This window comes from Vicinamibacterales bacterium (assembly GCA_041659285.1).
GTDB lineage: Bacteria > Acidobacteriota > Vicinamibacteria > Vicinamibacterales > UBA2999 > 12-FULL-67-14b.
This window is the reverse complement of the sequence record JBAZYO010000006.1, coordinates 13242-39501: the sequence shown is the minus strand read 5'-3', so window position 1 is coordinate 39501 and position 26260 is coordinate 13242. Positions and strand designations below refer to the sequence as shown.

Here is a 26260-nt window from a genome sequence, read left to right as displayed (position 1 = left end):
CGGTCCTCCTACGGGCTCGGGTGCCCGACACGGGCTGACATATCAAGTTCGGTGCCAGCCATTTGGGGTGGAAGACCGGTCATTCCCGGCAATTAGTGGAAGCCCGGGGCGCAAACCCTGGTGTCGCGCTGCCACTCGGAGGTCGAGGGCCCTGTTTGGGCGTGGGCGGCAGGCGCCTAGGCACCCATCGCATAGACGACCACGTTGACGCCGAAGCGCGTGTTGTCGTCGCGCTGGAAGCGCTTGTTCCGCCAGTCGTAGTCCCACTCGCAGCCGTAGTCCTTGTTGGAATAGAGCACGCCGAGCCGGCCGCTGTGTTCGATGCCGCGCAGGTAGTCGTGCACGAGGTCGTCGCCCCAGCCGTTCAACTCGTGGGCGGTTTGCGGCGGGCCCTCCGGGAACTGGAAGAAGGCACGGTACAGCTGGTGGGAGCGGGGGAGCTTCTCGAGAGTTCGAAGGGTGGGGAAAGCGCGGTGCATCTCCTGCTCGAACGACGTGGCATACAGGCCGGCGACGTCGTGGTTGCAGTCGTCAGAGAACAGGAGCCCGCCGCGCTCGACGAACGTCTTCAGCCGGCCGCGTTCGGCCTCGCTGAATCGCACCAGCCTGTGGCCGGTCATGAAGAGGAACGGAAACGACAACAACTCATCGGAATCCGCGGTGATGACCACTTCCTCGGGGTAGACCGGGATGTTGGTGTATTCGACCACCGAGTTGAGGATGTTGGCCGCCACCTTCGGGTTGTAGTCCCAGTCCCCTGAATCGTAGCGAAGGCGGGCGAAGACGAACTCGTTCGCCCGGGGCTTGCCCCGCACCGGGCGTGGAACCTGATCAAGCGACATCGGCGATATCTACGATACCGCCGAACGGCGCTGGCATGGAATGCGGAGCGTCTTAAACCGACGAGGGCAGACGATAGTGATGGCCGTCTCGGCGAACGAGAAAACCAGCCTGGACAAGTTCGCGAAGCAGGGCTTCAGCCTGATCGGGGCTGAGCTGCCACAGGCGTGCAGCCTGGGCGGTGGTGAGGCACATCCCCGGCATTTCTCGGAACTCCGCGCGGGCGCGCGTGGCGAGGTCGGTGAGATTATGTGCAGTGTGAGTGGTGTTCATCGACGGGTCGAGCTCCGCCCGCAATTATGTGCATGTCCGGTGCCACGGCGCGGGTGAAGAAAGCGGCGCCGCTTTCCGATTCCTTAATTGGTGCGCGTCAGGGGTGTCCCTGCGGATTCATAATCTATCCAACGGTGTGCCAATAGTGAGTTGCACGTGTTTTCTCCGAGGCCGTCCCGATTGGCGGCCACCTTGCTTGTTAAACTGTGGAGTTGATCAATGAATCTCAATACTTTCCGGATGACAGTCGTCGCGTGCGCAATCGGTGTGTCGGCCGTGGCGGCGCAGGAACCGCAGGACCGTGCCACCGTGCAGTTGCGGGACGGCAGCAAGGTTGAAGGCCGGATCGAGGCGTTGGGGAAGGGCACCCTCTTCCTTCGCGTGTCGCTTGCCGATCAACGGCGCATTCCGATCCAGAGCGTGGCCCTGATCGACCGCAAGGGTGGCGCGTCGGGCCTGCCCGACACCGAAGTGCGTGAAGCTCGTAATGCCGAGCACCTGTTGCTGTTGACCAATGGCTCGAGCGTCAAGGGGCAGCTCGTGCAGATTCGCGGTGGCGAGGGCTCGGGTGACGAAGGTCCGCGCGTCTACATCTTCCGCACCTCCGCCGGCGAGGAACGCAACTACTCGCCCGACCAGGTCTCGCGCATTTACATGGGTTCGTATCCGTTCGAGGCGGCAGTGCGGCAGACCGACGTGACACCGGCGGCGGTGCCCGCGGGCGGTGTCAGGGTACCGGCCAGGTCGGGTTGGGTCGCGACCGGCCTCGCCGTGCGCAGGGGCGACACGGTGTTCTTCGAGGCGAGCGGCGAGGTGCAACTGTCCGACAACGGCAGCGATCGCGCGCGCGTGACCGGGACCCCGCGCATGGCGCCCGGGTCGCCGTTGCCCACCGTCAATGCCGGCGCCTTGATCGGCCGCATTGGCACCAATGGCGCGGCCTTCGGCATCGGGGATCAGGCCAGCGTGCCGATGCCCGACAGCGGCCTCCTGTATCTGGCGGTCAACGACGATGAACGCTCCGACAATGCCGGCGAGTTCATCGTCGTGGCGAGCCTGAATCGGCGGTAGCGCCTGAGGCAGCGCGGGCGGCGGCCGTCACTGCCCGCGCAACGTCTTGCCGATTTCCAGGGCCACCTTCGGCTGGTCCTGCGTGCCCTCGACCCGGATGACCAGTCGCGTGCCGGCGCCGTGATTCCGGAGCAGCGCGTCGAAAGGCTTGACCAGCCATCGCTTGAACCCGGTCAGCGTGTTCGACGCGGATGACTGCAGCAGGACTTCGCCCTTCAGCGCCAATGCCTTGGATGTCAGCCCGTGAGTGCCGTCGAGCTTCACCGTCGCGCCCTCGATGTTGAAGGTGAGGTTCCGGTACCGTAACACGCCGTTCTTGAGGTCGAACTTGCTGGCGACCTTGGAGGCCACGTTGTCGATCGAGCCGTCATTGGGCCGCCCTTGGCCGCGCCGGCTCAGCGTATCGAGCTTCTCCTGGACGCCGTCGTCAGCAAACCGGAGCCGATCGGCCCGGAACGACCCTTCGAGCACGAGTCGGTCGAGAACGTCCGCGTCACCCTGGGGCAAATCGAACGCGGCATCAATCGTGACGTTGCCGCGAGCCATCGGCGGCTCGTGCTTGCTGACAAGGTGGAGGAGTTCCGCGAGGTTGACCGAGGAGCTCGTGATGTTCAGCGTTACGCGCTTGCCTTTGAGCCCGTGCGTGCCGCTGACCACACCACTTGCTTGCAGGGGCGAACTACCCAACATCACGTTCACGCGCGTGAGCTCGACGTCGCCCTTCGTTCCGTCAACAAGAGCCTCGTAGGTCGTGTTGAGCGGGAGGGTGTCGCCGTCCAGCGTCGTGACCTTGAAATCCGGCGTGCGGGTTTCGCCCCGGGTCGCGATCTGCTCGAGGACGCCGCTCATGGTGCCGGTCGCGTCCAGCCGGCCGTGCATGCCTTTGATGGTGCCCAGGTCCGCGGCGAAGGTGTACTCCCCATCGAGCGGGCTGCCGCCTGGCGCACTGGAATTCCACGGCCCGAAAGTGCCACTGGCCGCGATTTGGCCGTAAGGAATCGGGTTGGTCAGGGCGGCGCGAAACGGCGAGGGCGTGCCGGAGCCGAGATCGTCCAACTCGAGCTTGAAGATGTCCCAGATCCTGGCGTTCTTGCGTCTGTCTCGCGGCACCACGGCCAGACGGGTGTTGGTGGCGGTCAAGTGTCGCACGTGGAGGCCGGAGCCGCCGCCGTCGTCGCTGCCGCGCTTCGGGCGCGGAATGGGCCGTTTGCCGGTGTCGTCGTCCTTGGGAGGGATGTGGATCTCCATGCCGTCCACCCGGACGTTGCTGATGGTTGAAGACCACAGGCGCGCCAGCTCGAGGTCGGCGGTGAAGGACGACACCACCAGCAATGGCGGAATGTCCGTCCGGCCGTGATGCCGCACGGTGAGGTCGTGCGCCGTCAGGCGCAGCGGGAACCAGTTGACCTGGACATCTCCGAGTGTGATCTCGCTTTCCAGCGACTGGCTGAGCGACGAGGTCACCCACGCGTGAAGCCGCGGTTCGAGCTGTCGAAGCGTGACCAGGAGGATGACCGCCGCCACGACAAGGGCGGCCGAGAGGATCGCCGCGACAACTTTCATGCGCCGGCGCATGGCTGGAGACTCCTGGTCAATGGAGCGGGGCGCCACCAGGCGGCCCAGCCCTCGCGCCCGGACGAAATGCCGGGCGTGGTCCCTGAATTATGAACGACGGGAACCACGCCCGGTGGCGGTTATGAATCGGCGCCGGCGGGCGGCGCCGCTATTGCGGCGCCGCGTCGAGCCGCACGACGAGGGCGGCTCGCCGGTTGAGGCGCCGCGTCTCTTCACGTGAGTTGTCGTGCTTCGGCCGTTCTTCGCCGAAGCTCACCGACGTCAGGCGGCTGGCCGCGATGCCGTTGGTCGTCAGGTAATCGCGCACGGCGCTCGAGCGGCGTTCGCCCAGGGCCATGTTGTACTCGGCGGTGCCGATGCTGCAGGTGTGCCCTTCAACGGTGAGCCGCAGCGAAGGGTTCTCCTTCATCGCGGCCAGCGCCGATTCGAGCACGCGCACGGCCTCGGCGCGCAACGTGTAACGGTCGAAGTCGAAGTGGACGTCTTCGAACGTGTAGACCTTCTGTTCCTTGCGGATCACCTGGATGGTGACCGTGTCGGAGGCCGTGCCACCCCTGCCGTCGTTTACGGTCACGGTGACGGGCACCGGCCCGACCACCATGGGCGCGAGCCACATGGGCTTGACGATGGTGGGCTGCTCCACGGTGCCGGCGGGGGCGGTCCACGCGTAGGTCAGAGGATCACCGTCTGGGTCGTTCGCGTCCGCGGACAACTGCGAGCGCGTGCCCACTTCCACCGTGCACGGGTCACAGTTCGCCTTGACCGTCGGCGGGCGGTTCGCCGGCGGGGGAGGCGGGGGAGGCGGGGGAGGCGTCACGATCGGCGCGGGCGGCGGCGTGCGGCGCGGGCTCCAGCCGACGCGCACGTGGTAGTCGACATAGTCGGCGCGCGAGTCTTGTGAGGCCGCAATCCGGTCAGGCATCGGCGTATCGATGCGAACTTCACCGCCGATGAAGAAACCGTTGTCGGCAAACCACGTCAGGCCGGTGGTGAACGAGGTTTGACGATCGACGAAGCCGACGTCCGTGCTCAAGCTGCCGTCTTCCGCCACCAGCCGTGTCTCCAGGGTGGCGTTGTCGCGGACCGGGTGGTCGCCGAGGATCTCGCCATGGATCAGCCACGAAGGCGTCGGCGTGATGCCGATACCCGCGCCCCAATGGAAGCTGTTCGGCACGTGGATGACGACCGGGTCCGACGGGTTCTTGCGGAGGTAGTAGCCGGCGGTGCCGGAGACCACGACCTTGTTGGAGATCCAGCGGCTCAAGACACCAGAGAAGTCGGCGCCCACTGATCCCTGGCCGGCGCCGTTATCCGAATCGCCGGTCGGGAGGTTCAGGGTCACGCGTGCGGCCGCGCTGACGGGGGCGCCGGCGCCTTCACTCGCGAACGCGAACTTCGCGCCGACCCGCAGGTCGCCGAGCTTGTTGCCGGTCCAGCGTTGGCGCGCGTACGGGGCCCTCGTATCGAGACCGCCCTGGTCCGGATCCGTGGGAACGAACAGCGTGGCCAGGTCGCGGTCGACCCGTTCAATGAAGTTCCACGTCGTGTAGACGTCGAACCGGTCGCTGAAGCCGTACGAGACATTGGCGCTGAAATTGGCGATGTTCATCAGGCCCTGCGGCGTGTTGCGCGAGTTGCGCTGGGCGGAACCCCGCCATTTGCCCTTGCCGTTGGTGTCCGCGATCGGAACCCACCAGAGGCCGGCGTCGCCGTCGGTTGAAACCGCAACGCGGCCGCGCTCATCAGCGGCCGGCGAATCGGCAGGTTGCTGGCTCGTGCTCGCGGCCGGCTGTTGGGCTGCCGCGGGCACGGCGATCACGAGCAGGCCCGCGATCAACCAAGGTTTGGCACTCATCGGTGTTCTGTCCTCCTGTGCGCGGTAACGCGCATCAACCAAGACTGTTACAAATGGCGTGCCACCGTAGCGGTGGGGAGGACTCAGCCGATGGGCTGGCTGTTGCCGGGATTGGGTGCCGGCGTGCCCATCTGCAGCACATCCTCGAGCACGTCCAGCTCAACCGGCTTCACGAGGTGATCGTCGAAACCGACCTCGAGCGATCGGCGCCGATGCTCGGCCTGACCCCATCCAGTGAGCGCGATCAGGCGTATGCCGCGTCCCCAGTGCTCGCGGCGGACCGCCCGGGCCACGTCGTATCCCGACACCTCCGGCATGCCAATGTCGAGCAGCAAGACGTCGGGCCGGAGCTCTTCGGCCAGGCGAATCGCCGTGCGGCCGTCGTAGACCGTGTGCACCTCGTGCCCGGCCGCGCGCAGGAGGAAGGCGAGGCTGTCGGCGCCGTCCTGACTGTCGTCGGCGAGCAGGATCCGCCACGACGGGCGCTTCGCGGGCGGCGCGGTCGCCACGGCATTGGCGTCGGTGTCCACCGGCGCGAGCGGCAAGGTCACGGTGAACTCGCAGCCATGCCCGACGCCCTCGCTCCACATTGACACGCTGCCGCCGTGCATTTCGGCCATCTGCTTGACGAGCGTCAAGCCGATGCCGAGGCCCGTCTGCGACCGGCGCATGTCGCGGTTGAGCTGGACAAACATGCCGAACACGCGATCCTGATCCTCGAGCGGAATGCCAATGCCGCTGTCGCGCACAACCACCACGACCCGGTCGGCGTGCGGCTGCACCGTCAGCCAGATGCGGCCGCCGGCCGGCGTGAACTTGGCCGCGTTGGTCAACAGGTTCAGGAAAATCTGGGAGATGCGCGTGGCGTCGGCGTCGAGGATGCACGGTTGCGGGGGAATCTCGGTGGTCAGGCTGACGCCGGCGGCCGTGAGCTGCGGCTGCGCGGTTTCAACCGCGCTCTCGATGATCGCGCGCAGGTCAACGGGCTCGCGCCGTAGCGTGAGGTGCCCGCGCGTGATGCGGCTGACGTCCATCAGGTCGTCGATCAGGCGCACGAGCTGCGTGATCTGCCGTTCCATGATGCCGGTGGCCTGTCGCGCCGTTTCGGGCAGCGTTTCAAGTCGCAGGATTTCGACGACGTTGCGGAGGGGCGCAAGAGGATTGCGGAGCTCGTGGGCCAGCGTGGCGAGGAACTCGTCCTTCAACTGTGCCTCGTATTGCAGACGGTGCTCGCGATCCTTCAGGGCCGCTCGCGCTTCTTCCGCCTCGTTGGCGCGGTGCTCGGCCTCGTCTTTGGCCTGGCGCAACTGGCCTTCCACCTCGCGCCGTTTGGCGATGTCGACGAGCAACCGCTGCCGCTCCTCGGTCAGGGTGACCTGTTGCGCGCGCTGGACGGACACGTCGCGGAAGGCGCCCAGCACGCCGGTCAAGGTGCCGTCCTCAGCTCGTTCCGGGTGGGCGCTGTACTCGACGTGCACCAGGTGGCCATCCTTGGCAATCACCCGTGACTCGCCGTGCACATCCTCACCGGCGCCGGCGCGGCTGAGCGCGGCCTGGAGGGCGCCACGGTCCTCAGGATGAATCAGCGCCAGTCCCGGACGCAGTTGCAGTTCGTCGAGGGTGTAACCGAGCAACACCGTCAGGCCACTGGTCGCCGAATCGATGACGATGTGCCCGCCGTGGTCGATGCGGGCGTGGAAGGCGAAGTCCGACGCCAGCTCGCCGATCAGGCGGTGGAATCCCTCACTTTCACGCAGGCGCAACTGCTCGACCATGAGCCGCTCGCGCGATCGATAGAGGTTGCCGCACAGCCAGGCCACCACGAGCGACACGACGGTGATGGTGAGGACGCGGACGGGCAGGTTGATGGTGTCGGCCCGGGCGTCGAGAGCCACGACGAGCGGACCCGTGACCGCGCCGCTCAGGATCGACGCGACCAGGGCCGGCCCAAACCCGTTGTGCCAGGCCAGGATGGCAACGCCCAGGATGAAGACGGACCCCGCGACGTAATGGGTCCACATCCCCAGACCCACAACGATCGCCAGGCACAGCCCGAAGGCCGCGACGCCAATGCCGATGTCTTCCCAGATCGTGGAGCGCTTCGCTGCTACCGCAGCCTGATGCCGCATCTGATTCGTCCTAAAGAGACCAGATCGTTACCCAAGATGGGTAGCCAAATACAGTCAAGAGCCTGTCTGCGTGGTGTACGCAAACGGGGTGCCGGGATTCACCGGACAGATTGCAGGTAGCGTGACGGCAAGCGGTGGTCGAGCCTGGCCTCGATGGCCCGCGACGCGGTGGCGACCTCGTCGATCGCCACACCGGTCTCGACGCCCAGGCCATCCAGCATATAGAGGAGGTCTTCGGTGGCGAGGTTGCCGGCCGCTCCCGGCGCGAACGGGCAGCCGCCGAGGCCGCCGGCCGAGCTGTCGAACGTGGTGACGCCGTAGTCGAGTCCGGCGAGGACGTTCGCGAGCGCCGTGCCGCGCGTGTCGTGGAAGTGGAGCGCGACCTGCGTGATGGGGAGTTTGGCCGTCACCGCGTCGAGCACCACGCGAACCTGCCCCGGGTGCGCCACGCCGATGGTGTCGCTGATCGCCACTTCGAACACCCCCATCTCCAGCAGGCGCTCGGCGACGTGCGTAACCCGGGCAGGAGGCACGGCGCCTTCGTACGGGCAGCCGAAGCAGGTGGACAGGTAGCCGCGCACTTCGACGCCGGCGGCCAGGGCGTCCCGGCACACGGCCGTGTAGGCGGCCAGCGACGCGTCGATGGACTGGTTGATGTTGCGCTGGGAGAAGGTCTCGGAAGCCGCGGCGAAGATCGCAATCTCGGTGACGCCGGCCGCCAGGGCGCGTGCGAGCCCGGCGCTGTTGGGGACCAGGGCGGTGTAGCGCACACCTGGCCTCCTGGTGATGCCGGCAAAGACCTCGGCGGCGTCAGCCATCTGCGGCACCCACTTCGGCGATACGAACGCCGACACCTCGATGGTGCGGTGGCCGGCCGCGGTCAGTTGATCAACAAACGCGATTTTGTCGGCGGTCGTGATCACCGCCTTCTCATTCTGCAGCCCGTCGCGCGGACCGACCTCGACGATGGAGACGCGGCCGGGCGTGCGCACCTATTCGAACTCCAGCAGGTTGACGCCCGGCTGCACCAGGTCCCCCTTGGCGCACGACACGGTCTTGATGACGCCACCGCGCGGCGCGCGAATGGGCATCTCCATCTTCATGGCTTCGAGCACGAGCAGCGTGTCGCCCTCCGACACCTGCTGGCCCGGTGTGGCGTGCACCGCCACCACGGTGGCCGGCATGGGCGACATCACTCCGGCATCACGACTGGCGGCGCGCCTGCGTCCCGGCTTTGGGGTGTCAACGATGGCCACCTGGCCGTTGACGAACACCCACTGGGCGTCGCGATTGACGGCCACGGCCACCCGCCATCGCTCAGTGCCGTCATCGACCAGGTACCAGCTGTCGCCGAGGGGAGTGATCGTGAAGTTATCCACGCCAATCTTTCAGGGACACAAAGGGGTCGGTGTCCGCCTTCGCGGCCGAAGGCCGCTTCGGCGGGATGCGGAGGTGCTCGGCCAATGCGGCCAACGCCGCTGGGGGGAGTTCTGAGGCCGAAGCGGCAGCCAACGCTGCCCCTTCCCGATCCAGAAAGCCCGTGTCGATTGCCGCGGCGATGAACTGCGGGTGCTCGAGCAGTTGCAGCATGAACGGGATGTTCGTGCGGACGCCGAGCACGGCGAAGTCCTTCAGCGCGCCGATCGCCCGGCGGCGGGCCGACTCGCGCGTCTCGCCCCACACGATCAGCTTGGCCAGCATCGGATCGTAGTGCACCGATACCGTCGAGCCGCGGGTCACGCCGCTATCCACGCGGATGCCGGGGCCCTGCGGTTCCCGGTACAGCAGGATCGGTCCGGCCTGCGGGATGAAGCCTTGCGCCGGGTCTTCGGCGTAGATGCGGCATTCGATGGCGTGCCCGCGCTGCGATAGCGAGGCCTGCGTGAACGGGAGCGGCTCGCCCGCCGCGACCAGCAGTTGCGCGCGAACCAGGTCCACGCCCACCACGCACTCGGTGACCGGATGCTCGACCTGCAGCCGCGTGTTCATCTCAAGAAAATAGAACCGCGCCGTGTCGCCATCGCCCTCGAGCAGGAACTCGCAGGTGCCGGCATTGCGGTAGCCGGCGGCCCGCGCGGCGGCCACCGCCGCCTGGCCCATCGCCTCGCGAACCGACGGCCCGAGGGCGGGGCAGGTGCTCTCTTCAACCATCTTCTGGTGGCGGCGTTGGGCGGAACACTCCCGCTCGAACAGGTGCACGACGTGGCCGTGCGCGTCGGCGAAGACCTGGATCTCGACGTGGCGCGGGCGTTCGATCAGCCGCTCCACGTACAACGTGCCGTCGCCGAACGACGCCGTGGCCTCGCGCCTGGCCGCGGCGAGGGCGTCGGGCGCCGCCGCGGCCGCTCGCACGACCTTCATGCCGATGCCGCCGCCACCCGCCGACGGCTTGATCAATGCCGGGAAGCCGACCCGCGCGATGGCGGCCACGAGCGACGCGTCGGACTGGTCCGCGGGCGCCTCGCCGGGAACGACCGGCACGCCCGCTTCGACCATCAGGCGTCGGGCGCCGACCTTGGAGCCCATGCGCTCGATCGCGACAGCGGGCGGACCCACGAAGATGAGGCCGGCCTCTTCGCACGCCCGCGCGAAGTGCGCGCGCTCCGAGAGAAAGCCGTAGCCGGGATGCACGGCGTCGGCGCCGGCAGCCAGGGCCGCCGCGATCACCTTCGTGGCGTCGAGGTAGCTGTCACGGGCCGGCGCCGGGCCCAGGCGCACCGCCCGGTCGGCCGCCCGCACGTGCACGGCCTCTGCATCCGCGTCCGAATACACCGCCACGGTCTCGATCCCGAGCTCGCGGCAGGCGCGAATGATGCGGACGGCGATCTCACCGCGGTTGGCGATGAGGAGCCGGCGAATGCCGCCGCCGGCGCGGGTCACAGCGGCTCCTCGATCCAGCCGGGCTTACCCTTCGCGAGAAAGGCCTTGAGGCCGTCCTGGCCCTCCGGTGACACGCGCTGGGCCGCAATGGCTTCGGCGGTGATGCCCATCACGTCCGCCGGTGGCTGTCCGAGCACGCGCGGGATCAACGCCTTGGCGCGCGCCACCGCGGTGGGGGACGCGCTGAGGGCCTCGCGCACGTACTGCCGCACCGTCGCGTCGAGCTGGTCCGGCGTGACGACGGCGTGGACGAGGCCGATGTCCTTGGCGCGGGCGGCGTCGAAGCGCATGCCGGTGAGGAACAGCTCGCGGGCCGCGGACGCACCGATCTTCTGGATCACGTACGGCGAGATCATCGCCGGCAGGATGCCGAGCTTGGTCTCGGTGAATCCGAACACCGCCGTGTGCTCGGTCACCACGACGTCGCACACCGCCGCCAGTCCTGAGCCGCCGCCCAGCGCGGCGCCGTGAATGCGGGCGATCACGATGGCCGGGATCGTGTTGATGGCCAGGAACATCTCGGCGCCCGCCGTGGCATCACGCAGGTTGTCCAGGTGTGAGTAGCCGGCCATCTTGGCCATCCACGCGGCGTCCGCGCCGGCGCTGAAGACCTTGCCGGCGCCGCTGAACACCACGACCCGCAGCGTCGCATCGGCGTGAGCGCCGCGGGCCCACGTGGTGAGCTCGGCAATCACGATCTCGTTGAAGGCGTTGCGGACGTCCGGACGGTTGAGCGTGACGTACTCGACGGAGCCGCGGCGCTCGATCGACAGGAATTGGTAAGTCATAGGTGCCAGCGTCACATTATCCGGCTAAAGCCGGATGCTACATCCTGAAGATGCCGAACTTCGGCGGCGGGATGGGCGCGTTGTAGGCCGCCGACAGGCCAAGGGCCAATGCCGATCGGGTCTCCGCCGGATCCAGGATCCCGTCGTCCCACAGCCGCGCCGTCGAGTAATACGGCGAGCCCTCGGTGTCGTACTTCTGGAGGATGGGCTCGCGGATGGCGGCTTCGGCGTCGGCGGAGAAGGCCCCGCCCTCGCGCGCGATCTGATCGCGTTTCACGGTGGTGAGCACGCCCGCCGCCTGCTCGCCGCCCATCACCGAGATGCGCGCATTCGGCCACATCCACAGCAGTCGCGGTTCGTAGGCCCGGCCGCACATGCCGTAGTTGCCGGCGCCGAACGAGCCGCCGACAATCACCGTGAATTTCGGCACCACCGAGTTGGCGACGGCGTGCACCATCTTGGCGCCGTCCTTGGCAATGCCGCCGCGCTCGTACTGCTTGCCGACCATGAAGCCGGTGATGTTCTGGAGGAACACCAGGGGCACGCCGCGCAGGTTGCACATCTCGATGAAATGCGTGACCTTGAGCGCCGACTCCGAAAACAGGACGCCGTTGTTGGCGATGATGCCAACCAGGAAGCCGTGCAGCCGGGCGAAGCCGCACACCACGGTGGTGGCGTAGCGTTCCTTGAATTCGTCGAATCGCGATCCGTCGACGACGCGAGCGATTACCTCGCGCACGTCGTACGCTTTCCGCAGGTCGAGATTCACGATGCCATACAGCTCGGCCGGGTCGTAGGCCGGATCTTCGGGCCGGGCCAGGTCGGCCGGCAGGGTCTTTCGTGTGTTCAGCGTCGACAGGACGATGCGCGCCTGGTGCAGGGCGTGCGCGTCATCCTCCGCCAGGTAGTCCGCCACGCCCGACAACCGCGTGTGCACGTCGGCGCCGCCGAGCTCTTCGGCCGTGACCTCTTCGCCGGTGGCCGCCTTCACGAGCGGCGGGCCGCCCAGGAAGATGGTGCCGGTGTTCTTGACGATGATGGTCTCGTCCGACATCGCCGGCACATAGGCGCCGCCGGCGGTGCACGATCCCATGACCACCGCGATTTGCGGAATCCGTTCCGCCGACATGCGCGCCTGGTTGAAGAAGATGCGGCCGAAGTGATCCCGATCAGGAAACACCTCGGCCTGGAGGGGCAGGAAGGCGCCACCCGAGTCCACCAGGTAGACGCAGGGCAAGTGGTTCTGCAGCGCGACTTCCTGCGCGCGCAAGTGCTTCTTGACCGTGAGCGGGTAGTACGTGCCGCCCTTCACCGTGGCGTCGTTGGCCACGATCATCACGTCGCGCCCCGACACGCGGCCGATGCCGGTGACCACGCCGGCGGCCGGCGCTTCGTTCTCGTACATGCCCCATGCCGCGAGCGGGGAGAGTTCGAGGAAGGCGGAGCCGGGATCGATCAGCGCCTCGATCCGCTCGCGGACCGGCATCTTGCCCTGCTCGCGATGGCGGGCGAGGTACTTCGGGCCGCCGCCAAGCCTGGCCTGCGCCAGGCGATCGCGGTGCTCCTGCACGAGCGCCTGCATCCGCTCCCGGTTGGCCCGGAAGTCGGCAGACGCCGGATCGATGTGTGAAGTGAGGGGATCCATCAGGCCTGCGTGACTACCAGCCGCAGCAGTCGGTCTTGAAGCGGCATGAGGGGCAGCGCCAGACCGCGTGCATGCGATACATGTCCGCCCCGCACCGTTCACACTTCATCGCGTCTTCCGACGACGCGGGCGGTATGGCGCGGAGGGCAGACACGACTGGCGTGACAACCAACTTGACCGGAGGTTTGTCCACCCGGGCATTATACCGGCCCCCGCGCGCTTTCCGGCGGCGCGCGGGCCGGTGGCGGTACGCCTTACTTCTTCATGATCAGGACGACGCCCGCGATCAGCAGCAGCCCTCCGGCTATGGGAGGCAGCGGCAACCGTTCGGTCTTGTTCGTGGTGATCTGGATCGGTCCCGCGTCGACGATGGTGTCTTTGCGCGTCCAGGAGAGGCCACCGTAGGCGAGGCCGATGATGCCGAGTACGACGAGCACGATGCCGATGGCTTTCATGGTTAGAACCCACAACCCATCTGGTTCACGACGAACCAAAGCGCAATGATCGAGACCGGAACTCCCAGTAACCACGCAACTCCGTATTTCATCCAATCCTCCTCATTACCGAATCTGTGATCGTCCTTTGCAACTCGCGTTCCAGCGAAAGCGGAACCAACCTTGCTATGGACTGGGGTGGAGGTCGCGATGAGAGCTATCAATCACCACATTGGGGCGAGGTCGATGACGTTGGTTACCGGAAATGTGGACGTCGCCGCCACGTTCAAGCAGGTCGTGAGCCGGCTTCGCCAGAAGTGCCGCCACGGTATGTGCAGCATGCTCCATGGCGGCCACGAGCTCTACCGTGCCCGGACCGCCACCAAGCTGTATCAGGAGTGCCTGCTGTGCGGCTACGAGACGCCCGGCTGGACGATCGATCGGCGCGATCGACGGCTGCATCTCGTGAACGCGCAGCCGTCGTCGGCTATCAGCCGGCGCTAGAGGACTAGACCAGGCCCTTGGGGGGATCGCCGTGCTCGCTCGGCTTGTCGCTCCACGGGTTGGCCGGACGGACATCCGATGGAATCGGACGCTTCCAGTGCCCGGCGCCAATGCCCAGGAAGACGACGCCGGCGGCCAGGAAGAGCCCTGACAGCGGCGCCAGCACGACGCTCGGACGCGGGGCGTCTGCTTCAGCCAACCGGGTATCCATATGGCCCGTCGCCACGTCTTCCGAGAAGCTTCCGCTCTGATAGCATGCCGCCGCTGAGCCGGCGAGGCCCACGGCGACCAACACGGCTCCAAGCGGCATCAACAAACTCATAACCAACCTCCCTTGTGAGTGTCAGCCCGATTCGAGGGCTTACCCGCCCTAGAGCAAGCCGTGTTCCACCTATTGGGCCTTCCGAAACCCTGTGACCACCACGGTCCTGCCCAACAGTGGCAGCGGAGGGGTCAGTTGCGGCAGGGGCCGGGTGGTTCGTTACGGAACAGTCTATGCAGTGAGAGTCGATGGGCGGGTTCCACGAATGTTTTCGCAGCACCGGATCGTAAGCTACTTGCTGGTTCTTGCAGCCGTCTCGCTACTCATCATCGGAGTGTTTACCTACCAACGGCTCAATCGCCAGGCGGCCGAGACGGCAGACGCGGCACGCCCGGCCACCACGCTGTCGGTCGGCACGCTGCAGTCCGTGGTGGTGGCGAGCAGCGCCTTTGCGCTGCTCTCGGTGCTGTTCGCGGGTTTGCAAATGCGCTCGGAGTGGAAGCATCGCCAGCAGGTGGAACTGGAGCTCCAGCACGCGCTGGCCTCGGTCGAGCATCAAGTGGCCGAGCGCACGGCCGCGTTGTCGCGCGCGCTGGTCGAGCTCGAGAAGGCGATCGATGAGCGCGCGGCAGCGGTGGTCACGGCTGAAGAGGCGCGCCGGGTGGCCGAGGACGCCAGCCACCTCAAGGACGAGTTCCTGGCGACGGCGTCGCACGAACTGCGGACGCCCCTCAATGCCATTGTCGGATGGGCCCACGTGCTGCAGTCAGGGGCGGCGACCGACGAGGCGCAGCGGCAGCACGCGCTTGAGGCGATTGCCCGCAACGCCAGGATCCAGACCCGGTTGATCGAAGACCTGCTGGATGTGTCGCGGATGATCCAGGGAGGTGTCGACCTGACGCTGGCGCCGATCGACGCGCGCGCGGTGGTGGCCGCGGCCGCTGACACCACGCGGGCGGTCGCCATCGCCAAGGAGATCGCCCTCAGCGTGGAGATACCGCCGCAGCCGGTGCCGATCATCGGCGACGACCATCGGCTCCAGCAGGTGGTGTCGAACGTCCTTGCCAACGCCGTCAAGTACACGCCACGCGGCGGTCGAATCACGGTCGCGGTCCAGCCGGCCGATGAGCGCGTCATCATCTCGATAACCGACACCGGTGAAGGCATCGCCCCGGCGTTCCTGCCGCACCTGTTCGAGCCGTTCCGCCAGGGCGCGTCAGCCGCCGTGCGGTCGGGCATGGGGTTGGGGCTCGCGATTGTGCGGCGCCTGGTGGACCTGCACGGCGGCAGCATCACCGCCGAAAGCGCGGGCCCCGGCAAGGGTGCCCGGTTCACCATCTCGCTGCCGCTGGCGCCGGCCTCGGCGCCGGCCCTCGCCGGTCAGGCCACGTCCGATCCGCTGTTCCAGAAACTGCACGTCCTGGTGGCTGAAGACGACGCGGATTCCGCGGCGGCGGTGACGGCCATCCTGCGGCTGCATGGCTGCGAGACGCGGACCGCGGCGACGGCGTCGGAGTGCCTGCGGATCACGGGCGAGTGGCACACCGATGTGCTCGTCTGCGACATCGGCCTTCCGGACGATGACGGATACGGGTTGCTGCGGCGGTTGCGGAACCTGCCGGACGGCGAGAAGATCCCGGCGATTGCGTTGACGGCATACGCCCGCGCCGAAGACCGCGTGCGGGCGCTGGCCGCCGGCTTCGTGGCGCACTTGTCGAAGCCGTTGGACCCGGTAAGCCTGCTGCGCGAGATTGCGTCAGCGGTGAAAGTCGCGCCCGGCGCCTCCGCCGGGTGAGTCGCCGCTACGCCACCGGCGCCTCGCTGATCCCGCACTCCTTCATCTTGTTCAGCAAGGTCTTGTAGCTCACCTGCAGGTACTCGGCGGTCTTGCGCCGGTTCCAGCGGAAGCGCTCGAGCGCGTGCTGAATCGCTTCTTTCTCGGCGCCCATGGCGGCGTGCCGGGCCAGTTCCTGCAGGTTGACTCCCTCGGCGCCGTTGGTGAAGGCGGCGGGGGCCGCGGCGAGCACGACCGGTGCGGCGACGGCGGACGCCTGGGCCGCGGCCGCTTGGCGCGGGGCCGGGACGGCATAGGCCGGCGCCGAGCCGGGGTGTTCGTGTTCGGCGGCCGCGCGCGACGCCCGCAGCCGGCCGAGTTCGGCGAGGATCAGGGTTTCATCCTGCAGCACCACCAGCCGCTTCATCATGTTCTCGAGCTCGCGAATGTTGCCGGGCCACTCGTACGACAGCAACGCGTCCTGGAGCACGAGTGACGGACGCACCGCCGGCCGGCGATACACCGCCGCGAACTTCAACAGGAAGTACTCCAGCAGTTGCGGGATCTCCTCGCGCCGTTCGCGCAGGGGCGGAATGTGGACTTCGATCACCTGCAGGCGGTAGTAGAGGTCTTCGCGGAACGTCCCGGCGCGCATCATCGCCTCGAGGTCGCGGTTGGTCGCGGCAATGATCCGCACGTCCACCTCGATGGTGCGGTTGCTGCCCAGCTTCGTGAACTGGCGGTCCTGCAGCACATGCAGAATCTTGGCCTGCAGGGCCGGCGGCATCTCGCCGATTTCGTCCAGCATGATCGTGCCGTGCTGCGCGAACTCGAACTTGCCGACGCGGGTGGACGCCGCCCCGGTGAAGGCGCCGCGCTCGTGCCCGAACAGCTCGCTCTCCAGCAGTTCGGCCGGCAGCGCCGCGCAGTTGACCTTGACGAACGGCGCGCTGCGGCGCGGCGAGCGGCGGTGAATCTCGCGCGCGATCACTTCCTTGCCGACGCCGCTTTCACCGCGCAGCAGCACGCTGACGTCGTTGTCGGCGACGCGATCGACCATGGTCATGACCGGCTGCATGGCCCGGCCCGAACTCCAGCAGGGCTGCGCGCCATCGGGGTCCTGCCCGACCTGCGTGCGCAGGCGCTGCACTTCGCTGGTCAGCGACAGCCGTTCGAGCGCGTTGCGGATGGCGGCTTCGAGGGCCACTTCACCGACGCCGTCGGGGTCGCCGGGCTTGACCACGTAGTCGATCGCGCCGAGCCGTACCGCTTCGACGATGGTGGCCGGGGTCTGGCCGCCGGAGAGCATCACCACTTGCGCGGCGGGATGCGCGAGGCGGATGGCGCGCAGGGTTTCAAGGCCGTCGAGCCCGGGCATCAGCACGTCGAGCAGGATGACGTCGGGCAGCGCCCCTTCGCGCAGCCCGGCCAGCAAGGCGTCGCCGCTGTCGAACGTCGAGGTGTTGTAGCCCCGCGACCGCAGGAGGGTCTGCAGGTAGTCGGTAAAGGGTTTGTCGTCGTCAACGATCGCGAGTGTGGCGCTGCTCATACTGTTACCAATGGAATCCGAAACCCGATCGACGCCTTGTGATCCTGCAGGGTCCATGCCTCGACGTGATGCTGGTCCAGGACGAACGCCGCCCAGATCAGTGACAGCCCCTTGCCGCCGTGCACGACGTCAATCGCCCTGGTGGTGTCGCCGCCCGGTCCGGCCCGCAGCGCACCGACCGTGCTTTCCGCGCCGGCCAGGAGTATCAGCGCGTCCTCGCTGGCGTGAATCTCAACGGCGTGGGGTGCGGCCTTCGCCTGGTCGAACGCCGCCTTGACCCACACGGTGATGGCTCGTGTCAGGTCACGCGGGGCGTTGGTCGCGATCTGTGCCCCGGCCGGCCGGTCACCGGCCCACGTCGCGCCCGCGAGTTCGCTCGCCGAGGTCAACTCCTGCACGAGGTCAGCGGCGTCGATCCGGGCCGCCAGCGTCGGCGCCGGCACCTCGGAGAGGGCACTGACCTTGCCCATCTCCGCACACAGCGTGGCGATCACGCCGAGCGCCTCGCGCGATTGTTGCAGCGCGCGGCGTTGATCGTCTGGCGTGGTGAGCCGGCCGTCGGCATAGAGCTTCAAGTACCCCTGCGAGACCGCGAGCGGCGTGCGTATCTCGTGGGCCAGTGTATTCAAGACTTGCGCCATGTTCGGCTGCATCAAGTCAATCTAGCACGCGGCCAGTCGAGCCGTCTGGCACGCCCCTTGAAGTAGGAAGCCGCAGATGTCGACCTCTTCGACCATGGCGAACCCTCAGAGCGGCAAGCACATTCTGGTTGTTGACGACTACGCCGACGCGCTCGACATATGGGCGATCTACCTGCAAACGATGGGGTATCGCGTGTCAACCGCGGCCGACGGCCTGAGCGCCGTCGCCCAGGCAGAACGGCTGCTGCCGGACCTGGTCGTGCTGGACCTCGAGTTGCCAGGTCTCTCTGGCTTCGAGGCCGCCAAGCGCCTACGGGAAAACCCCGCGACTCGCGAAATTCCACTGATTGCCGCCACCGGGTACTCCCATGCGCGGCAGCTCGACCTGGCGCGCCAGAGCGGCTTCGACGCCGTCGTGGTGAAGCCGTGCGATCCCGACATGCTGGTGCAGGAGATCGAACGCCTGCTGCCTGCTCGTCGTGAACAGCTCCAGCCCAGCCGTCCGGCTGTGGAGCAGCCTCATAACAATGGGTAAGTTGTTACCCACTGGTGGAGTAAATGACGACAGATATTGCTGTGGTGGAACGAGCGTTGATGGTCATGGCCGCCGCGTTGACGGTGCAGACGTTGTTGTTCGTCGCCGCGGCGATCGGCGCGTTGTTCGCCTGGCGCAAGGCGAATCAGGCGTTTGACGAGGCCAGGGACTCCCTCAACGGCCAAATCGAGTACCTCAAGGCGCATGTCGATCACATGGCCGGCACCGTGGATGAGGTGGCCGGCTCCGTGCGCCGGGGCACCACCGCCGTTGGCGACGTGGTGTCGGACGTCCGCGACGTGATGGGCACGGTCCGCAACTCGGTGGGTTCCGTCGCCTCCGTCGTCACCGCGCCGCGCGCGGCACTGGCGATCGGGTTGTGGCGTGGCGCGGCGATGTGGCGCAAGCGGCGGGCGTCGCAGCGCATCGCCGCGGCCGCCACGGCACCCAGACATCTTAATCGTGAGTTTTAGATTCAAAGGAGATAGGGACATGAGAATGATGAACGAGAACGAATCCTCCGGCAGCGGCATCTTCCTGCTGGGCGCCGTCGCCGGCGCGCTGGTCGGTGCAGGTGTCGCCCTGCTGATGGCGCCGAAGGCCGGCACCGAGATGCGGCAGGACCTGAATGCCGGCTTCACCTCGCTGCGCGACGCCGCCGCGCGTCGCTATCGCGAAATGGCGGAGCGGGCCGGTGTGCAGCTCGAGGACATCGAAGAGAAGGCCGACCAGCTCGCCGACCAGCTCGAGTCGTCCGCGCGCGAGGTGCTGGATGCGGCGTCGAGCAAGATCGGGCAAGCGAAGTCCCGTGTCGCGGCGATGCGCGACGGCAGCGCCGGCGGTCCCACTAACGCCCGTCACTCGTAGAGCGGAGGCCGACCATGTTGAACACAATACTCATCGTGCTCGTCATCCTCTGGCTGCTCGGCATGGTGAGCTCCTACACGCTGGGCGGGTTCATCCATCTCCTGCTGGTGTTGGCGATCGCCGTGATGCTGATTCGGGTCATCCAGGGCCGGAAACCCGTATAGGCGCGGCCGCCGGGGAGGCGGATTGATCCCGTCTCCCAAGCCACGGTCGTGGTGCCGCGACAGGTCGCCACGGCTGTGTCGATACGCTACAGTGTGTGCAGTTGCGCTCCAGCCATGTCATCAGCCAAACCGGCCAACCGGCGCCGCGTCCTCGTCGTTGATGACGAGCCGATGGTCATCGACTGGCTCAAGATGGTGGTGGAGCAGGCCGACCACACGCCCGGCTACGAAGTACGTGCCGCGGCGGTCGGGTCGCGGGCCATCGAGCTGTTCAAATCGTGGCGTCCCGACGTGGTCCTGCTCGACATTGTCCTGCCGGATATCGACGGCATCGCGCTGCTGCGCCAGCTCAAGGCGATTGACCCGTCGCCGGAGATGATCGTGATCAGCGGCGTGGGCACGATTACCCGCGCGCTGGAAGCCGGACAGGCCGGCGCGTTCTACTTCCTCGAAAAATCGAATTTCGACCCGGCCGGCCTGCTGTCGATCCTGGATCGGGCGGGGAACCTGCAAGTGGAGCGCGCCCAGCACCAGCGCCTCAAGGAACAGGTGCGCGGGCAGTACGCTTTCTCCAACATCATCGGCAAGAGCACGAACATGCGCGACCTGTTCGAGCTGATCGAGGCGGTGGCGGAAAGCGACGCCAACATCCTGATCCAGGGTGAGAACGGCGTCGGCAAGGAGCTGTTCGCCAACGCCATCCACGTGCGCAGCCGACGATCGCACGGCCCCTTCATCAAGATCAATTGCGCGGCGTTGCCGAAGGACCTGATCGAGTCGGAGCTGTTCGGCTACAAGAAAGGCGCGTTTACCGGGGCGACCGCCGACAAGGTGGGCCTGCTGGAACTCGCCGCCGGCGGCTCGCTGATGCTCGACGAGATCGGCGAGATGCCGCTGCTGCTGCAAACCAAGTTGCTGCGCGTGCTGCAGGAGCGCGAGTACCGGCCGATTGGCAGCGACCGCCTGGTCAAGGTGGACTTCCGGTTGATCTGCGCCACCAACATCGAGCCCGAGGCCGCGCTCAAGGCCGGCCGGCTTCGCGAAGACCTGTACTTCCGCATCAACACCGTCACCCTGCGCGTGCCGCCGTTGCGCGAGCACTCGGAAGACGTGCCGCTGCTGTGCGCGCACTTCCTCGACAAGTTCAACACGCGCTACCAGAAGAACGTGAAGGGCATTTCTCCGGCCGCCTACCGCCTGTTGATCCGGTTCCGCTGGCCCGGGAACGTGCGCGAGCTCGAGAACGCGATTGAGCGGGCGGTGCTGGTGGCCAAGTCGGGCGAGGTGCAGCCCGCGGACCTGCCCGAGCCGATTCGCGGCGACGCGGTGGCCGACGACGCCTTCACGGTGCCGCCGCACCACACGCTGGCCGAGATCGAGCGCATGGCGGTGCTGCAGACGCTGCAGCGGACCAACTGGAACAAGCAGGAGGCCGCCCAGATTCTGGGGTTGTACCGGCCGACGTTGTATAGCAAGATCAAGAAACACGACATCAAGGACCCGCGCACTCCGGGGCGCGTGGTCGAGGAGACCGGATGAGCGAGCGCAACCTGATGATTCTCGGCGGTGTGCTTGGGGCGGCCGTGGGCGTGGGGGTCGGCTTCCTGTTGTTCACCAAGCGCGGGCGCCAGCTGCGCGCCGAACTGCAGCCGGAGATCGAGACCGTGATCCGCGATGCCATGCAACTGACCCAGGCAGTGGACGACTTGAAGAGCGGGCGGCCCGTGGCGCAGGGGAGCGGCGCCGGCGCCGCGACATGGCCGCGCCGGACCAAGTAGCGTGGCGCAGGGCCAGCGGCAGGCGGCCGGGCACTTTCGCCTGATTAGCCTCGCGTCGTGGCGGGGCGTGGGCGAGCTCTACAACAGCGACGGCCTCACGCATGCCGCGGCGGTCGCCTACTACGCCCTCATTTCGCTGTTCCCGTTCTTCCTGCTGTCGCTGGCCATCCTGGGCGGTGTCACCGCGGACGCGGGGGAGCGCGACGCGGTCGTCCGGTTCGTGTTCCGCTACTTCCCGCGGCAGTTTGATTTCATCACCGGCCAGCTCGACGCCTTCCAAACGGCGCCCGTCAGCTTCGGTGCCGGCGGCATCCTCACCCTGGTCTGGGCATCCACGGGCGTCTTCAACGCGCTGACCTCCGCCGTCAATCACTCTTGGGGTGTCGAGAAGCGCCGCAGCTTCCTGAAGCATCGGCTGGTCGCCTTCCTGATGCTGGTGTCGGCGGGCGCGGTGCTGCTCCTCGGCCTGATCCTGGCCAGCTTCGTCAGGCTGGCCGAGAGCAGCCGCTTCGGGACCGCCATCGCGAACTCGCCGTGGCTGACGTGGGCGAGCGGCATCACCGCGCACTACGCCGCCAGCATCCTGCTGATCCTCTGCGTCGCCCTCGTGTTCTACTTCATTCCGAACACCAAGGTGCGCTTCCGCGACGTGTGGCCGGGCGCCATCATGGTCGGCATCCTGTGGCGCGGGGCCTTTTCGCTGTTCGCCTGGTACGCCAGCGACCTGGCCACCTGGAACCTGATTCACGGCTCGATTGCCGCCGTCGTCGTGTTTCTGCTGTGGATCTACGTGAGCGTGGTCATCCTGCTGTACGGCGTCGAGATGACCGCCAGCTACGCGAGATTGCAGGACGCCGCGGCGCGCCACCCCGCGCTGGCGGCCGCAGCCGTCGAGCCGCAGAAGGCAGCCGCAGATTCGACGACCGCCGCAGATTAGACGACCGCCACGGATTAGACAACAGCCGCAGATTAGACAACAGCCGCAGATTAGACGCAGATTGGGCGCCGATGCGGCTTCACGAAGTGCGCCGTCGCTCCGGCCGTAAGGCCGGAGCCAGCGATCATTCGCGGCCCGGCCAAGAGGTTGCCTTCCCAACGCCCAGGGACGGCGCGATCCTCGACCGCGGCGGGTTGTCGCTGGTCCCGCTGTAATGCGTATCCGGGCTCGAGGCCCTGCCAACTGTTCGGGATCACGTCGCTTGCTCGCCGCTCGGTTCGCTGGCGCCGCTTCGCGGCGCTGCTCAGGCGATGAGACCGGGAGATGAGTCGAAGGGCTCGTGTTTGCCGACTCATCTCCCGGTCTCATCACCTGAGCAAGCTCCGGCCGTAAGGCCGGAGCCAGCGAACCCGCGTCTCTGTGTAATCTGCGTCTAATCTGCGGCTGCATTTGGCTCGCGTCGGTGCACCTGCGGCCCACGGTATGATCGGATGATGCCAAATCGTCTCGCGGGCGAGCAGAGCCCATACCTGCTGCAGCACGCGAACAATCCCGTTGACTGGTATCCGTGGGGGGAGCCGGCGTTCGAGGCGGCCCGCGCGGCCGGCAAGCCCATCTTCCTGTCGATTGGCTACGCCACCTGCCACTGGTGCCACGTGATGGAGCGCGAGTCGTTCGAGCACGCGGGCGTCGCCAAGGTGCTCAACGACCACTTCATCTCGATCAAGGTCGATCGCGAAGAGCGGCCCGATGTCGATCGCGTCTACATGACGTTCGTCCAGGCCACGACCGGCTCCGGCGGGTGGCCGATGAGCGTCTGGTTGACGCCCGGCTTGCAGCCGTTTTTCGGCGGCACCTATTTCCCGCCCACCTCGCAGTGGGGCCGCCCGGGCTTCGTCGACGTGTTGACCGAGATCAACCGGGCCTGGCGAGACGACCGCGCCAACGTCCTCAAGTCGGCGGCGGAAATCGTCGCGCGCCTGGCGCAACTCGCGCTGGGGCAGAACGATCGGCGGACGCCCGGCGTGGCCGCGCTGGCGAAGACGTTCAAGCAGTTCGAGCAGACGTTCGATACCCGCCGCGGCGGCTTCGGCGACGCGCCCAAGTTCCCGCGGCCGAGCGAGCTGCTGTTCCTGCTGCGCGAGCACGCGCGCACCGGCAACGACGGCGCCCGCGCCATGGTCGTGCAGACGCTGCGGTCGATGGCGCTGGGCGGCATGCGCGACCACATCGGCGGCGGCTTTCACCGCTATTCCGTGGACGGCAACTGGCGCGTGCCGCACTTCGAGAAGATGCTCTACGACCAGGCCCAGCTCGTGCTGGCCTATCTCGAGGCCGCGCAGGCGAGCGACGATCCGTTCTTTGCGCAGATCGCCGAAGACACGCTGCAGTACGTCCAGCGCGACATGACCGACGCCGCGGGTGGCTTCTACTCGGCGGAGGATGCCGACAGCGTGCCGCCTGGCTCCGAGAGCGACCCGCACGCACACAAGATGGAGGGCGCGTTTTACATCTGGGGCCGGGACGAGATCCGGACGGCGCTCGGGGAAGACAGCCTGATCTTTGAGGGGCGGTACGGGGTGCTGCCCAACGGCAACGCCCCGTTCGACCCGCAGCAGGAGTTCGTGAACAAGAACCTGCTGCACACGGCGCAGTCGATTGCCGACCTCTCGCGGGCCAGCGGCAAGACGCCGGTCGAGGTCGCCGAGGCGTTGTTGCGCGCCAGGGCAATCCTGTTCGACGTGCGGAACGACCGCCCGCGCCCGCAGTTGGATGACAAGGTCCTGACCGCCTGGAACGGCCTCATGATCGGCGCCTTCGCGCGGGCCTCTCGGGTGCTGTCAGCGGGCGAAGCCCTGGGCGTTGATGGCGGCGACCCCGGCGCGCCTCATCTCGAGAGTGCGGTACGCGCGGCGACGTTCATCAGGCAGACCATGTGGGACGGGGCCACGCGCCGGTTGCTGCGCCGCTACCGTGCCGGGGACGCCGCGATTGAGGGCTACGCCGAAGACTTTGCGTTCCTCATCTTCGGCGTGCTCGAGGTGTTCCAGGCGACGGGCGGGGCACAGTGGCTCGCGTGGGCCCGGGAACTGCAGGCCCGGCAGGACGAGTTGTTCTGGGATGCGGAAGGCGGCGGCTGGTTCAGCACCACCGGCGCGGATCCCTCCGTGCTGCTGCGGATGAAAGAGGACTACGATGGCGCTGAGCCTTCGCCGACCGCGGTGTCAGCGTTGAACGTGTGGACGCTGGCGCACCTGACCGGCGAACCGGTTTACGGCGCGCGGGCCGCCGAGGCCATCGCGTCGTTTGGCGGACGCCTCGAAGACCAGGGCCGCGCGGTACCGTTCATGGCGGCCGTGCTGTCGGCGACCGAAGCCGGCGGCGATCAGATTGTCATTGTGGGCCGGCGGGACGCGGCGGACACGAAGGCACTCTGGAAGGCCGCGCACAAGCAGTTCCGGCCCTTCGCCGTCGTGGTGCTAGCGGACCCGTCGGAGCAGGCCGCATTGGCGGTCCACATGCCGTGGGTCGCGGAGATGAAGATGATTGACGACAAGGCCACCGCCTACGTGTGCCGGGCGTTTGCCTGCGACGCGCCGTCCACCGATCCGAGCGTGTTCTCATGAGCGACATCGTCGAGATCCGGTCGTCCAGCGAGGGGGCATGGCAGCGCATCGTGTTGAACGCGCCGCCGGGCAACCTGTTGTCGCTGGACCTGGTGCGGGCGCTGGGCAAGGCGCTGCACAGCCTGGAATCCACGCGCGACGTCAAGTGGCTCACCATCGAAGGCGCCGCCGGCGAGTTTTCCTTTGGCGCCAGGATTCAGGAACACGAGCCGGGCATGATGGCCACGGTGTTGCCGGAAACCAATCGCGTGATCAAGCAGGTGCTGTCGTTTCCGGCGCCGACGGCCGCGCTGGTGGATGGCCGCTGCCTGGGCGGCGGCTTCGAATTGGCGCTGGCCTGCGACGACATCCTCGCGACCGAAGCGGCCACGTTCGGTCTGCCGGAGATCCGGCTCGCCGCGTTCCCGGCGGCGGCCGCGGCGCTGTTGCCGCTGCGCGTGGGTGCCTCGCGCGCCACCCGCGCCATCGTGACCGGCCAGCTGCAGGCGGCGGCGTATTGGCATGATGCGGGCCTGCTCTCGATGGTGGCGCCGTCCTCGAGCCTGCTCGACGCCGCCGGCGCGTGGTTCGAGACGCACCTGTCACCGCATTCGGCGGTGGCGCTGGCGCACGCGGTGAGCGCGGCGCGGCTGACCCTGCGCGCGCAGGCCGAGCCGGCGCTCGACGCGGCGGAGCGCGACTACCTGGGTGGCCTGCTCAAGACGCATGACGCCGCCGAGGGCGTGCGGGCCTGGATTGACAAGCGGGCGCCTAACTGGAAGAACTCGTGAGGGAACCGTGGCGATGATTGACGTGGATGTGTGGGTGCGTGGGAGTGCGGGCGCCGTCACCCATAAGATGAAGGGCGTGCCGGCCGACGCCGACAACTGGACCGACGCCGACGTCAAGACGCTGCTCGAGCAGATGCTGAAGGCGCTCGATCGCGCGAGGGACCCCGCGGGGGATCCTCCCGCTGTCGCGCTGCGCGGCTTCAGCTGGATTGTGAGCCCCGACCCGGGCGGCGTGCTGGTCCATATCGAAATGCAGCTGGGCACTGCCAGCGCCGGCCCCTTCGCGATCGCCGAGGCACGGCTGAGCGACATGATCACGCGCGTGATTGGCGGACCGCGGGAATCCAAACTGGTGCACTGAG

At 67.4% G+C, this 26260-nt stretch carries 27 protein-coding genes; 13 read left to right on the top strand and 14 right to left on the bottom strand.

Features of this window, described 5'->3' with window-relative positions; genetic code table 11:
- Positions 1-176 precede the first annotated feature (176 nt).
- Both WC815_11075 and WC815_11070 read right to left on the bottom strand, forming a co-directional pair.
- Entirely contained in the window at positions 177-842 is a 666-nt protein-coding gene (locus tag WC815_11075) for a DUF4159 domain-containing protein (protein ID MFA5909311.1), read from the bottom strand.
- A gap of 52 nt (positions 843-894) precedes the next feature.
- Positions 895-1113: a hypothetical protein gene (locus tag WC815_11070; GenBank protein ID MFA5909310.1), complete on the bottom strand. Its 219-nt coding sequence runs from the start codon at positions 1111-1113 to the stop codon at positions 895-897.
- A 240-nt stretch (positions 1114-1353) separates the two neighbouring features.
- On the opposite strand from WC815_11070, the gene WC815_11065 reads away from it, so the two are divergent.
- On the top strand, positions 1354-2184 hold the full coding sequence (locus tag WC815_11065; protein ID MFA5909309.1) for a hypothetical protein: 831 nt from the start codon (positions 1354-1356) through the stop codon (positions 2182-2184).
- Between the two features lie 27 nt (positions 2185-2211).
- On the opposite strand, the gene WC815_11060 is transcribed toward WC815_11065, so the two are convergent.
- The 9 genes from WC815_11060 to WC815_11020 all read right to left on the bottom strand — a co-directional run bounded on the left by WC815_11060 (position 2212) and on the right by WC815_11020 (position 13511).
- Positions 2212-3747, bottom strand: coding sequence for an AsmA-like C-terminal region-containing protein (locus tag WC815_11060; GenBank protein ID MFA5909308.1), 1536 nt, complete (start codon positions 3745-3747; stop codon positions 2212-2214).
- A gap of 160 nt (positions 3748-3907) precedes the next feature.
- Positions 3908-5614: an OmpA family protein gene (locus WC815_11055; protein ID MFA5909307.1), complete on the bottom strand. Its 1707-nt coding sequence runs from the start codon at positions 5612-5614 to the stop codon at positions 3908-3910.
- Positions 5615-5697: 83 nt separating this feature from the next.
- Complete coding sequence (locus tag WC815_11050) at positions 5698-7743, bottom strand: ATP-binding protein (protein ID MFA5909306.1); 2046 nt, start codon at positions 7741-7743, stop codon at positions 5698-5700.
- A gap of 98 nt (positions 7744-7841) precedes the next feature.
- Positions 7842-8735 (bottom strand): hydroxymethylglutaryl-CoA lyase, encoded by an 894-nt coding sequence (locus WC815_11045; GenBank protein ID MFA5909305.1) that lies wholly within the window; start codon positions 8733-8735, stop codon positions 7842-7844.
- Positions 8736-9122 carry a biotin/lipoyl-containing protein gene (locus tag WC815_11040; GenBank protein MFA5909304.1) on the bottom strand — a complete coding sequence of 129 codons (387 nt, stop codon included), beginning with the start codon at positions 9120-9122 and terminating at the stop codon, positions 8736-8738. It lies immediately after the preceding gene.
- Positions 9115-10623, bottom strand: a complete 1509-nt coding sequence (locus WC815_11035; GenBank protein ID MFA5909303.1) for a biotin carboxylase N-terminal domain-containing protein — start codon at positions 10621-10623, stop codon at positions 9115-9117. The genes WC815_11040 and WC815_11035 overlap by 8 nt, the downstream gene beginning before the upstream one ends.
- Positions 10620-11411, bottom strand: coding sequence for an enoyl-CoA hydratase-related protein (locus tag WC815_11030; GenBank protein ID MFA5909302.1), 792 nt, complete (start codon positions 11409-11411; stop codon positions 10620-10622). The genes WC815_11035 and WC815_11030 overlap by 4 nt, the downstream gene beginning before the upstream one ends.
- Before the next feature lie 37 nt (positions 11412-11448).
- Positions 11449-13056: a carboxyl transferase domain-containing protein gene (locus WC815_11025; protein ID MFA5909301.1), complete on the bottom strand. Its 1608-nt coding sequence runs from the start codon at positions 13054-13056 to the stop codon at positions 11449-11451.
- A gap of 254 nt (positions 13057-13310) precedes the next feature.
- Complete coding sequence (locus tag WC815_11020) at positions 13311-13511, bottom strand: hypothetical protein (GenBank protein ID MFA5909300.1); 201 nt, start codon at positions 13509-13511, stop codon at positions 13311-13313.
- 225 nt (positions 13512-13736) lie between these two features.
- On the opposite strand from WC815_11020, the gene WC815_11015 reads away from it, so the two are divergent.
- Positions 13737-13994 (top strand): hypothetical protein, encoded by a 258-nt coding sequence (locus WC815_11015; GenBank protein ID MFA5909299.1) that lies wholly within the window; start codon positions 13737-13739, stop codon positions 13992-13994.
- 4 nt (positions 13995-13998) lie between these two features.
- Here the strand turns inward: WC815_11015 and WC815_11010 are convergent, their stop codons facing one another.
- Positions 13999-14304, bottom strand: a complete 306-nt coding sequence (locus WC815_11010) for a hypothetical protein (GenBank protein ID MFA5909298.1) — start codon at positions 14302-14304, stop codon at positions 13999-14001.
- A gap of 247 nt (positions 14305-14551) precedes the next feature.
- Between WC815_11010 and WC815_11005 the strand changes: the two genes are divergently transcribed.
- Positions 14552-16051 carry an ATP-binding protein gene (locus WC815_11005; protein ID MFA5909297.1) on the top strand — a complete coding sequence of 500 codons (1500 nt, stop codon included), beginning with the start codon at positions 14552-14554 and terminating at the stop codon, positions 16049-16051.
- A gap of 7 nt (positions 16052-16058) precedes the next feature.
- Here WC815_11005 and WC815_11000 read toward each other — a convergent pair whose 3' ends face one another.
- Together WC815_11000 and WC815_10995 are read right to left on the bottom strand one after the other, a co-directional pair.
- Positions 16059-17579 carry a sigma-54 dependent transcriptional regulator gene (locus WC815_11000; GenBank protein ID MFA5909296.1) on the bottom strand — a complete coding sequence of 507 codons (1521 nt, stop codon included), beginning with the start codon at positions 17577-17579 and terminating at the stop codon, positions 16059-16061.
- The gene (locus WC815_10995) at positions 17576-18232 is read right to left on the bottom strand and encodes a histidine kinase dimerization/phospho-acceptor domain-containing protein (protein MFA5909295.1); all 657 of its coding nucleotides are present in this window, start codon (positions 18230-18232) and stop codon (positions 17576-17578) included. Before WC815_10995 ends, WC815_11000 begins: the two co-directional genes overlap by 4 nt.
- Positions 18233-18296: 64 nt before the next feature.
- Here WC815_10995 and WC815_10990 point away from each other — a divergent pair, with 64 nt between their 5' ends.
- The 10 genes from WC815_10990 (at position 18297) to WC815_10945 (ending at position 26259) form a co-directional block, all read left to right on the top strand.
- Positions 18297-18755 (top strand): response regulator, encoded by a 459-nt coding sequence (locus WC815_10990; GenBank protein ID MFA5909294.1) that lies wholly within the window; start codon positions 18297-18299, stop codon positions 18753-18755.
- 23 nt (positions 18756-18778) lie between these two features.
- Positions 18779-19228, top strand: a complete 450-nt coding sequence (locus tag WC815_10985) for a hypothetical protein (GenBank protein MFA5909293.1) — start codon at positions 18779-18781, stop codon at positions 19226-19228.
- 19 nt (positions 19229-19247) lie between these two features.
- Positions 19248-19622 carry a YtxH domain-containing protein gene (locus tag WC815_10980; GenBank protein ID MFA5909292.1) on the top strand — a complete coding sequence of 125 codons (375 nt, stop codon included), beginning with the start codon at positions 19248-19250 and terminating at the stop codon, positions 19620-19622.
- A 14-nt stretch (positions 19623-19636) separates the two neighbouring features.
- On the top strand, positions 19637-19786 hold the full coding sequence (locus tag WC815_10975; GenBank protein ID MFA5909291.1) for a lmo0937 family membrane protein: 150 nt from the start codon (positions 19637-19639) through the stop codon (positions 19784-19786).
- Positions 19787-19900: 114 nt separating this feature from the next.
- Positions 19901-21325: a sigma-54 dependent transcriptional regulator gene (locus tag WC815_10970; GenBank protein MFA5909290.1), complete on the top strand. Its 1425-nt coding sequence runs from the start codon at positions 19901-19903 to the stop codon at positions 21323-21325.
- A complete protein-coding gene (locus tag WC815_10965) occupies positions 21322-21564 on the top strand; it encodes a YtxH domain-containing protein (protein MFA5909289.1) in 243 nt (80 codons plus the stop codon). The genes WC815_10970 and WC815_10965 overlap by 4 nt, the downstream gene beginning before the upstream one ends.
- Position 21565: 1 nt before the next feature.
- On the top strand, positions 21566-22501 hold the full coding sequence (locus tag WC815_10960) for a YihY/virulence factor BrkB family protein (protein ID MFA5909288.1): 936 nt from the start codon (positions 21566-21568) through the stop codon (positions 22499-22501).
- A 494-nt stretch (positions 22502-22995) separates the two neighbouring features.
- Positions 22996-25128, top strand: coding sequence for a thioredoxin domain-containing protein (locus tag WC815_10955; protein ID MFA5909287.1), 2133 nt, complete (start codon positions 22996-22998; stop codon positions 25126-25128).
- Positions 25125-25898: an enoyl-CoA hydratase/isomerase family protein gene (locus WC815_10950; protein ID MFA5909286.1), complete on the top strand. Its 774-nt coding sequence runs from the start codon at positions 25125-25127 to the stop codon at positions 25896-25898. Before WC815_10955 ends, WC815_10950 begins: the two co-directional genes overlap by 4 nt.
- A gap of 7 nt (positions 25899-25905) precedes the next feature.
- Positions 25906-26259 (top strand): hypothetical protein, encoded by a 354-nt coding sequence (locus WC815_10945; GenBank protein MFA5909285.1) that lies wholly within the window; start codon positions 25906-25908, stop codon positions 26257-26259.
- Position 26260: the final 1 nt, after the last annotated feature.

Excerpts from the sequence above, each read along its gene's own strand:
- WC815_11075 (MFA5909311.1), bottom strand. The coding sequence starts at position 842 with ATGTCGCTTGATCAGGTTCCACGCCCGGTGCGGGGCAAGCCCCGGGCG.
- WC815_11070 (MFA5909310.1), bottom strand. The coding sequence starts at position 1,113 with ATGAACACCACTCACACTGCACATAATCTCACCGACCTCGCCACGCGC.
- WC815_11065 (MFA5909309.1), top strand. The coding sequence starts at position 1,354 with ATGACAGTCGTCGCGTGCGCAATCGGTGTGTCGGCCGTGGCGGCGCAG.
- WC815_11060 (MFA5909308.1), bottom strand. The coding sequence starts at position 3,747 with ATGAAAGTTGTCGCGGCGATCCTCTCGGCCGCCCTTGTCGTGGCGGCG.
- WC815_11055 (MFA5909307.1), bottom strand. The coding sequence starts at position 5,614 with ATGAGTGCCAAACCTTGGTTGATCGCGGGCCTGCTCGTGATCGCCGTG.
- WC815_11050 (MFA5909306.1), bottom strand. The coding sequence starts at position 7,743 with ATGCGGCATCAGGCTGCGGTAGCAGCGAAGCGCTCCACGATCTGGGAA.
- WC815_11030 (MFA5909302.1), bottom strand. The coding sequence starts at position 11,411 with ATGACTTACCAATTCCTGTCGATCGAGCGCCGCGGCTCCGTCGAGTAC.
- WC815_11025 (MFA5909301.1), bottom strand. The coding sequence starts at position 13,056 with ATGGATCCCCTCACTTCACACATCGATCCGGCGTCTGCCGACTTCCGG.
- WC815_11020 (MFA5909300.1), bottom strand. The coding sequence starts at position 13,511 with ATGAAAGCCATCGGCATCGTGCTCGTCGTACTCGGCATCATCGGCCTC.
- WC815_11015 (MFA5909299.1), top strand. The coding sequence starts at position 13,737 with ATGACGTTGGTTACCGGAAATGTGGACGTCGCCGCCACGTTCAAGCAG.
- WC815_11010 (MFA5909298.1), bottom strand. The coding sequence starts at position 14,304 with ATGCCGCTTGGAGCCGTGTTGGTCGCCGTGGGCCTCGCCGGCTCAGCG.
- WC815_11000 (MFA5909296.1), bottom strand. The coding sequence starts at position 17,579 with ATGAGCAGCGCCACACTCGCGATCGTTGACGACGACAAACCCTTTACC.
- WC815_10995 (MFA5909295.1), bottom strand. The coding sequence starts at position 18,232 with ATGCAGCCGAACATGGCGCAAGTCTTGAATACACTGGCCCACGAGATA.
- WC815_10990 (MFA5909294.1), top strand. The coding sequence starts at position 18,297 with ATGTCGACCTCTTCGACCATGGCGAACCCTCAGAGCGGCAAGCACATT.
- WC815_10985 (MFA5909293.1), top strand. The coding sequence starts at position 18,779 with ATGACGACAGATATTGCTGTGGTGGAACGAGCGTTGATGGTCATGGCC.
- WC815_10980 (MFA5909292.1), top strand. The coding sequence starts at position 19,248 with ATGAGAATGATGAACGAGAACGAATCCTCCGGCAGCGGCATCTTCCTG.
- WC815_10975 (MFA5909291.1), top strand. The coding sequence starts at position 19,637 with ATGTTGAACACAATACTCATCGTGCTCGTCATCCTCTGGCTGCTCGGC.
- WC815_10970 (MFA5909290.1), top strand. The coding sequence starts at position 19,901 with ATGTCATCAGCCAAACCGGCCAACCGGCGCCGCGTCCTCGTCGTTGAT.
- WC815_10965 (MFA5909289.1), top strand. The coding sequence starts at position 21,322 with ATGAGCGAGCGCAACCTGATGATTCTCGGCGGTGTGCTTGGGGCGGCC.
- WC815_10955 (MFA5909287.1), top strand. The coding sequence starts at position 22,996 with ATGCCAAATCGTCTCGCGGGCGAGCAGAGCCCATACCTGCTGCAGCAC.
- WC815_10950 (MFA5909286.1), top strand. The coding sequence starts at position 25,125 with ATGAGCGACATCGTCGAGATCCGGTCGTCCAGCGAGGGGGCATGGCAG.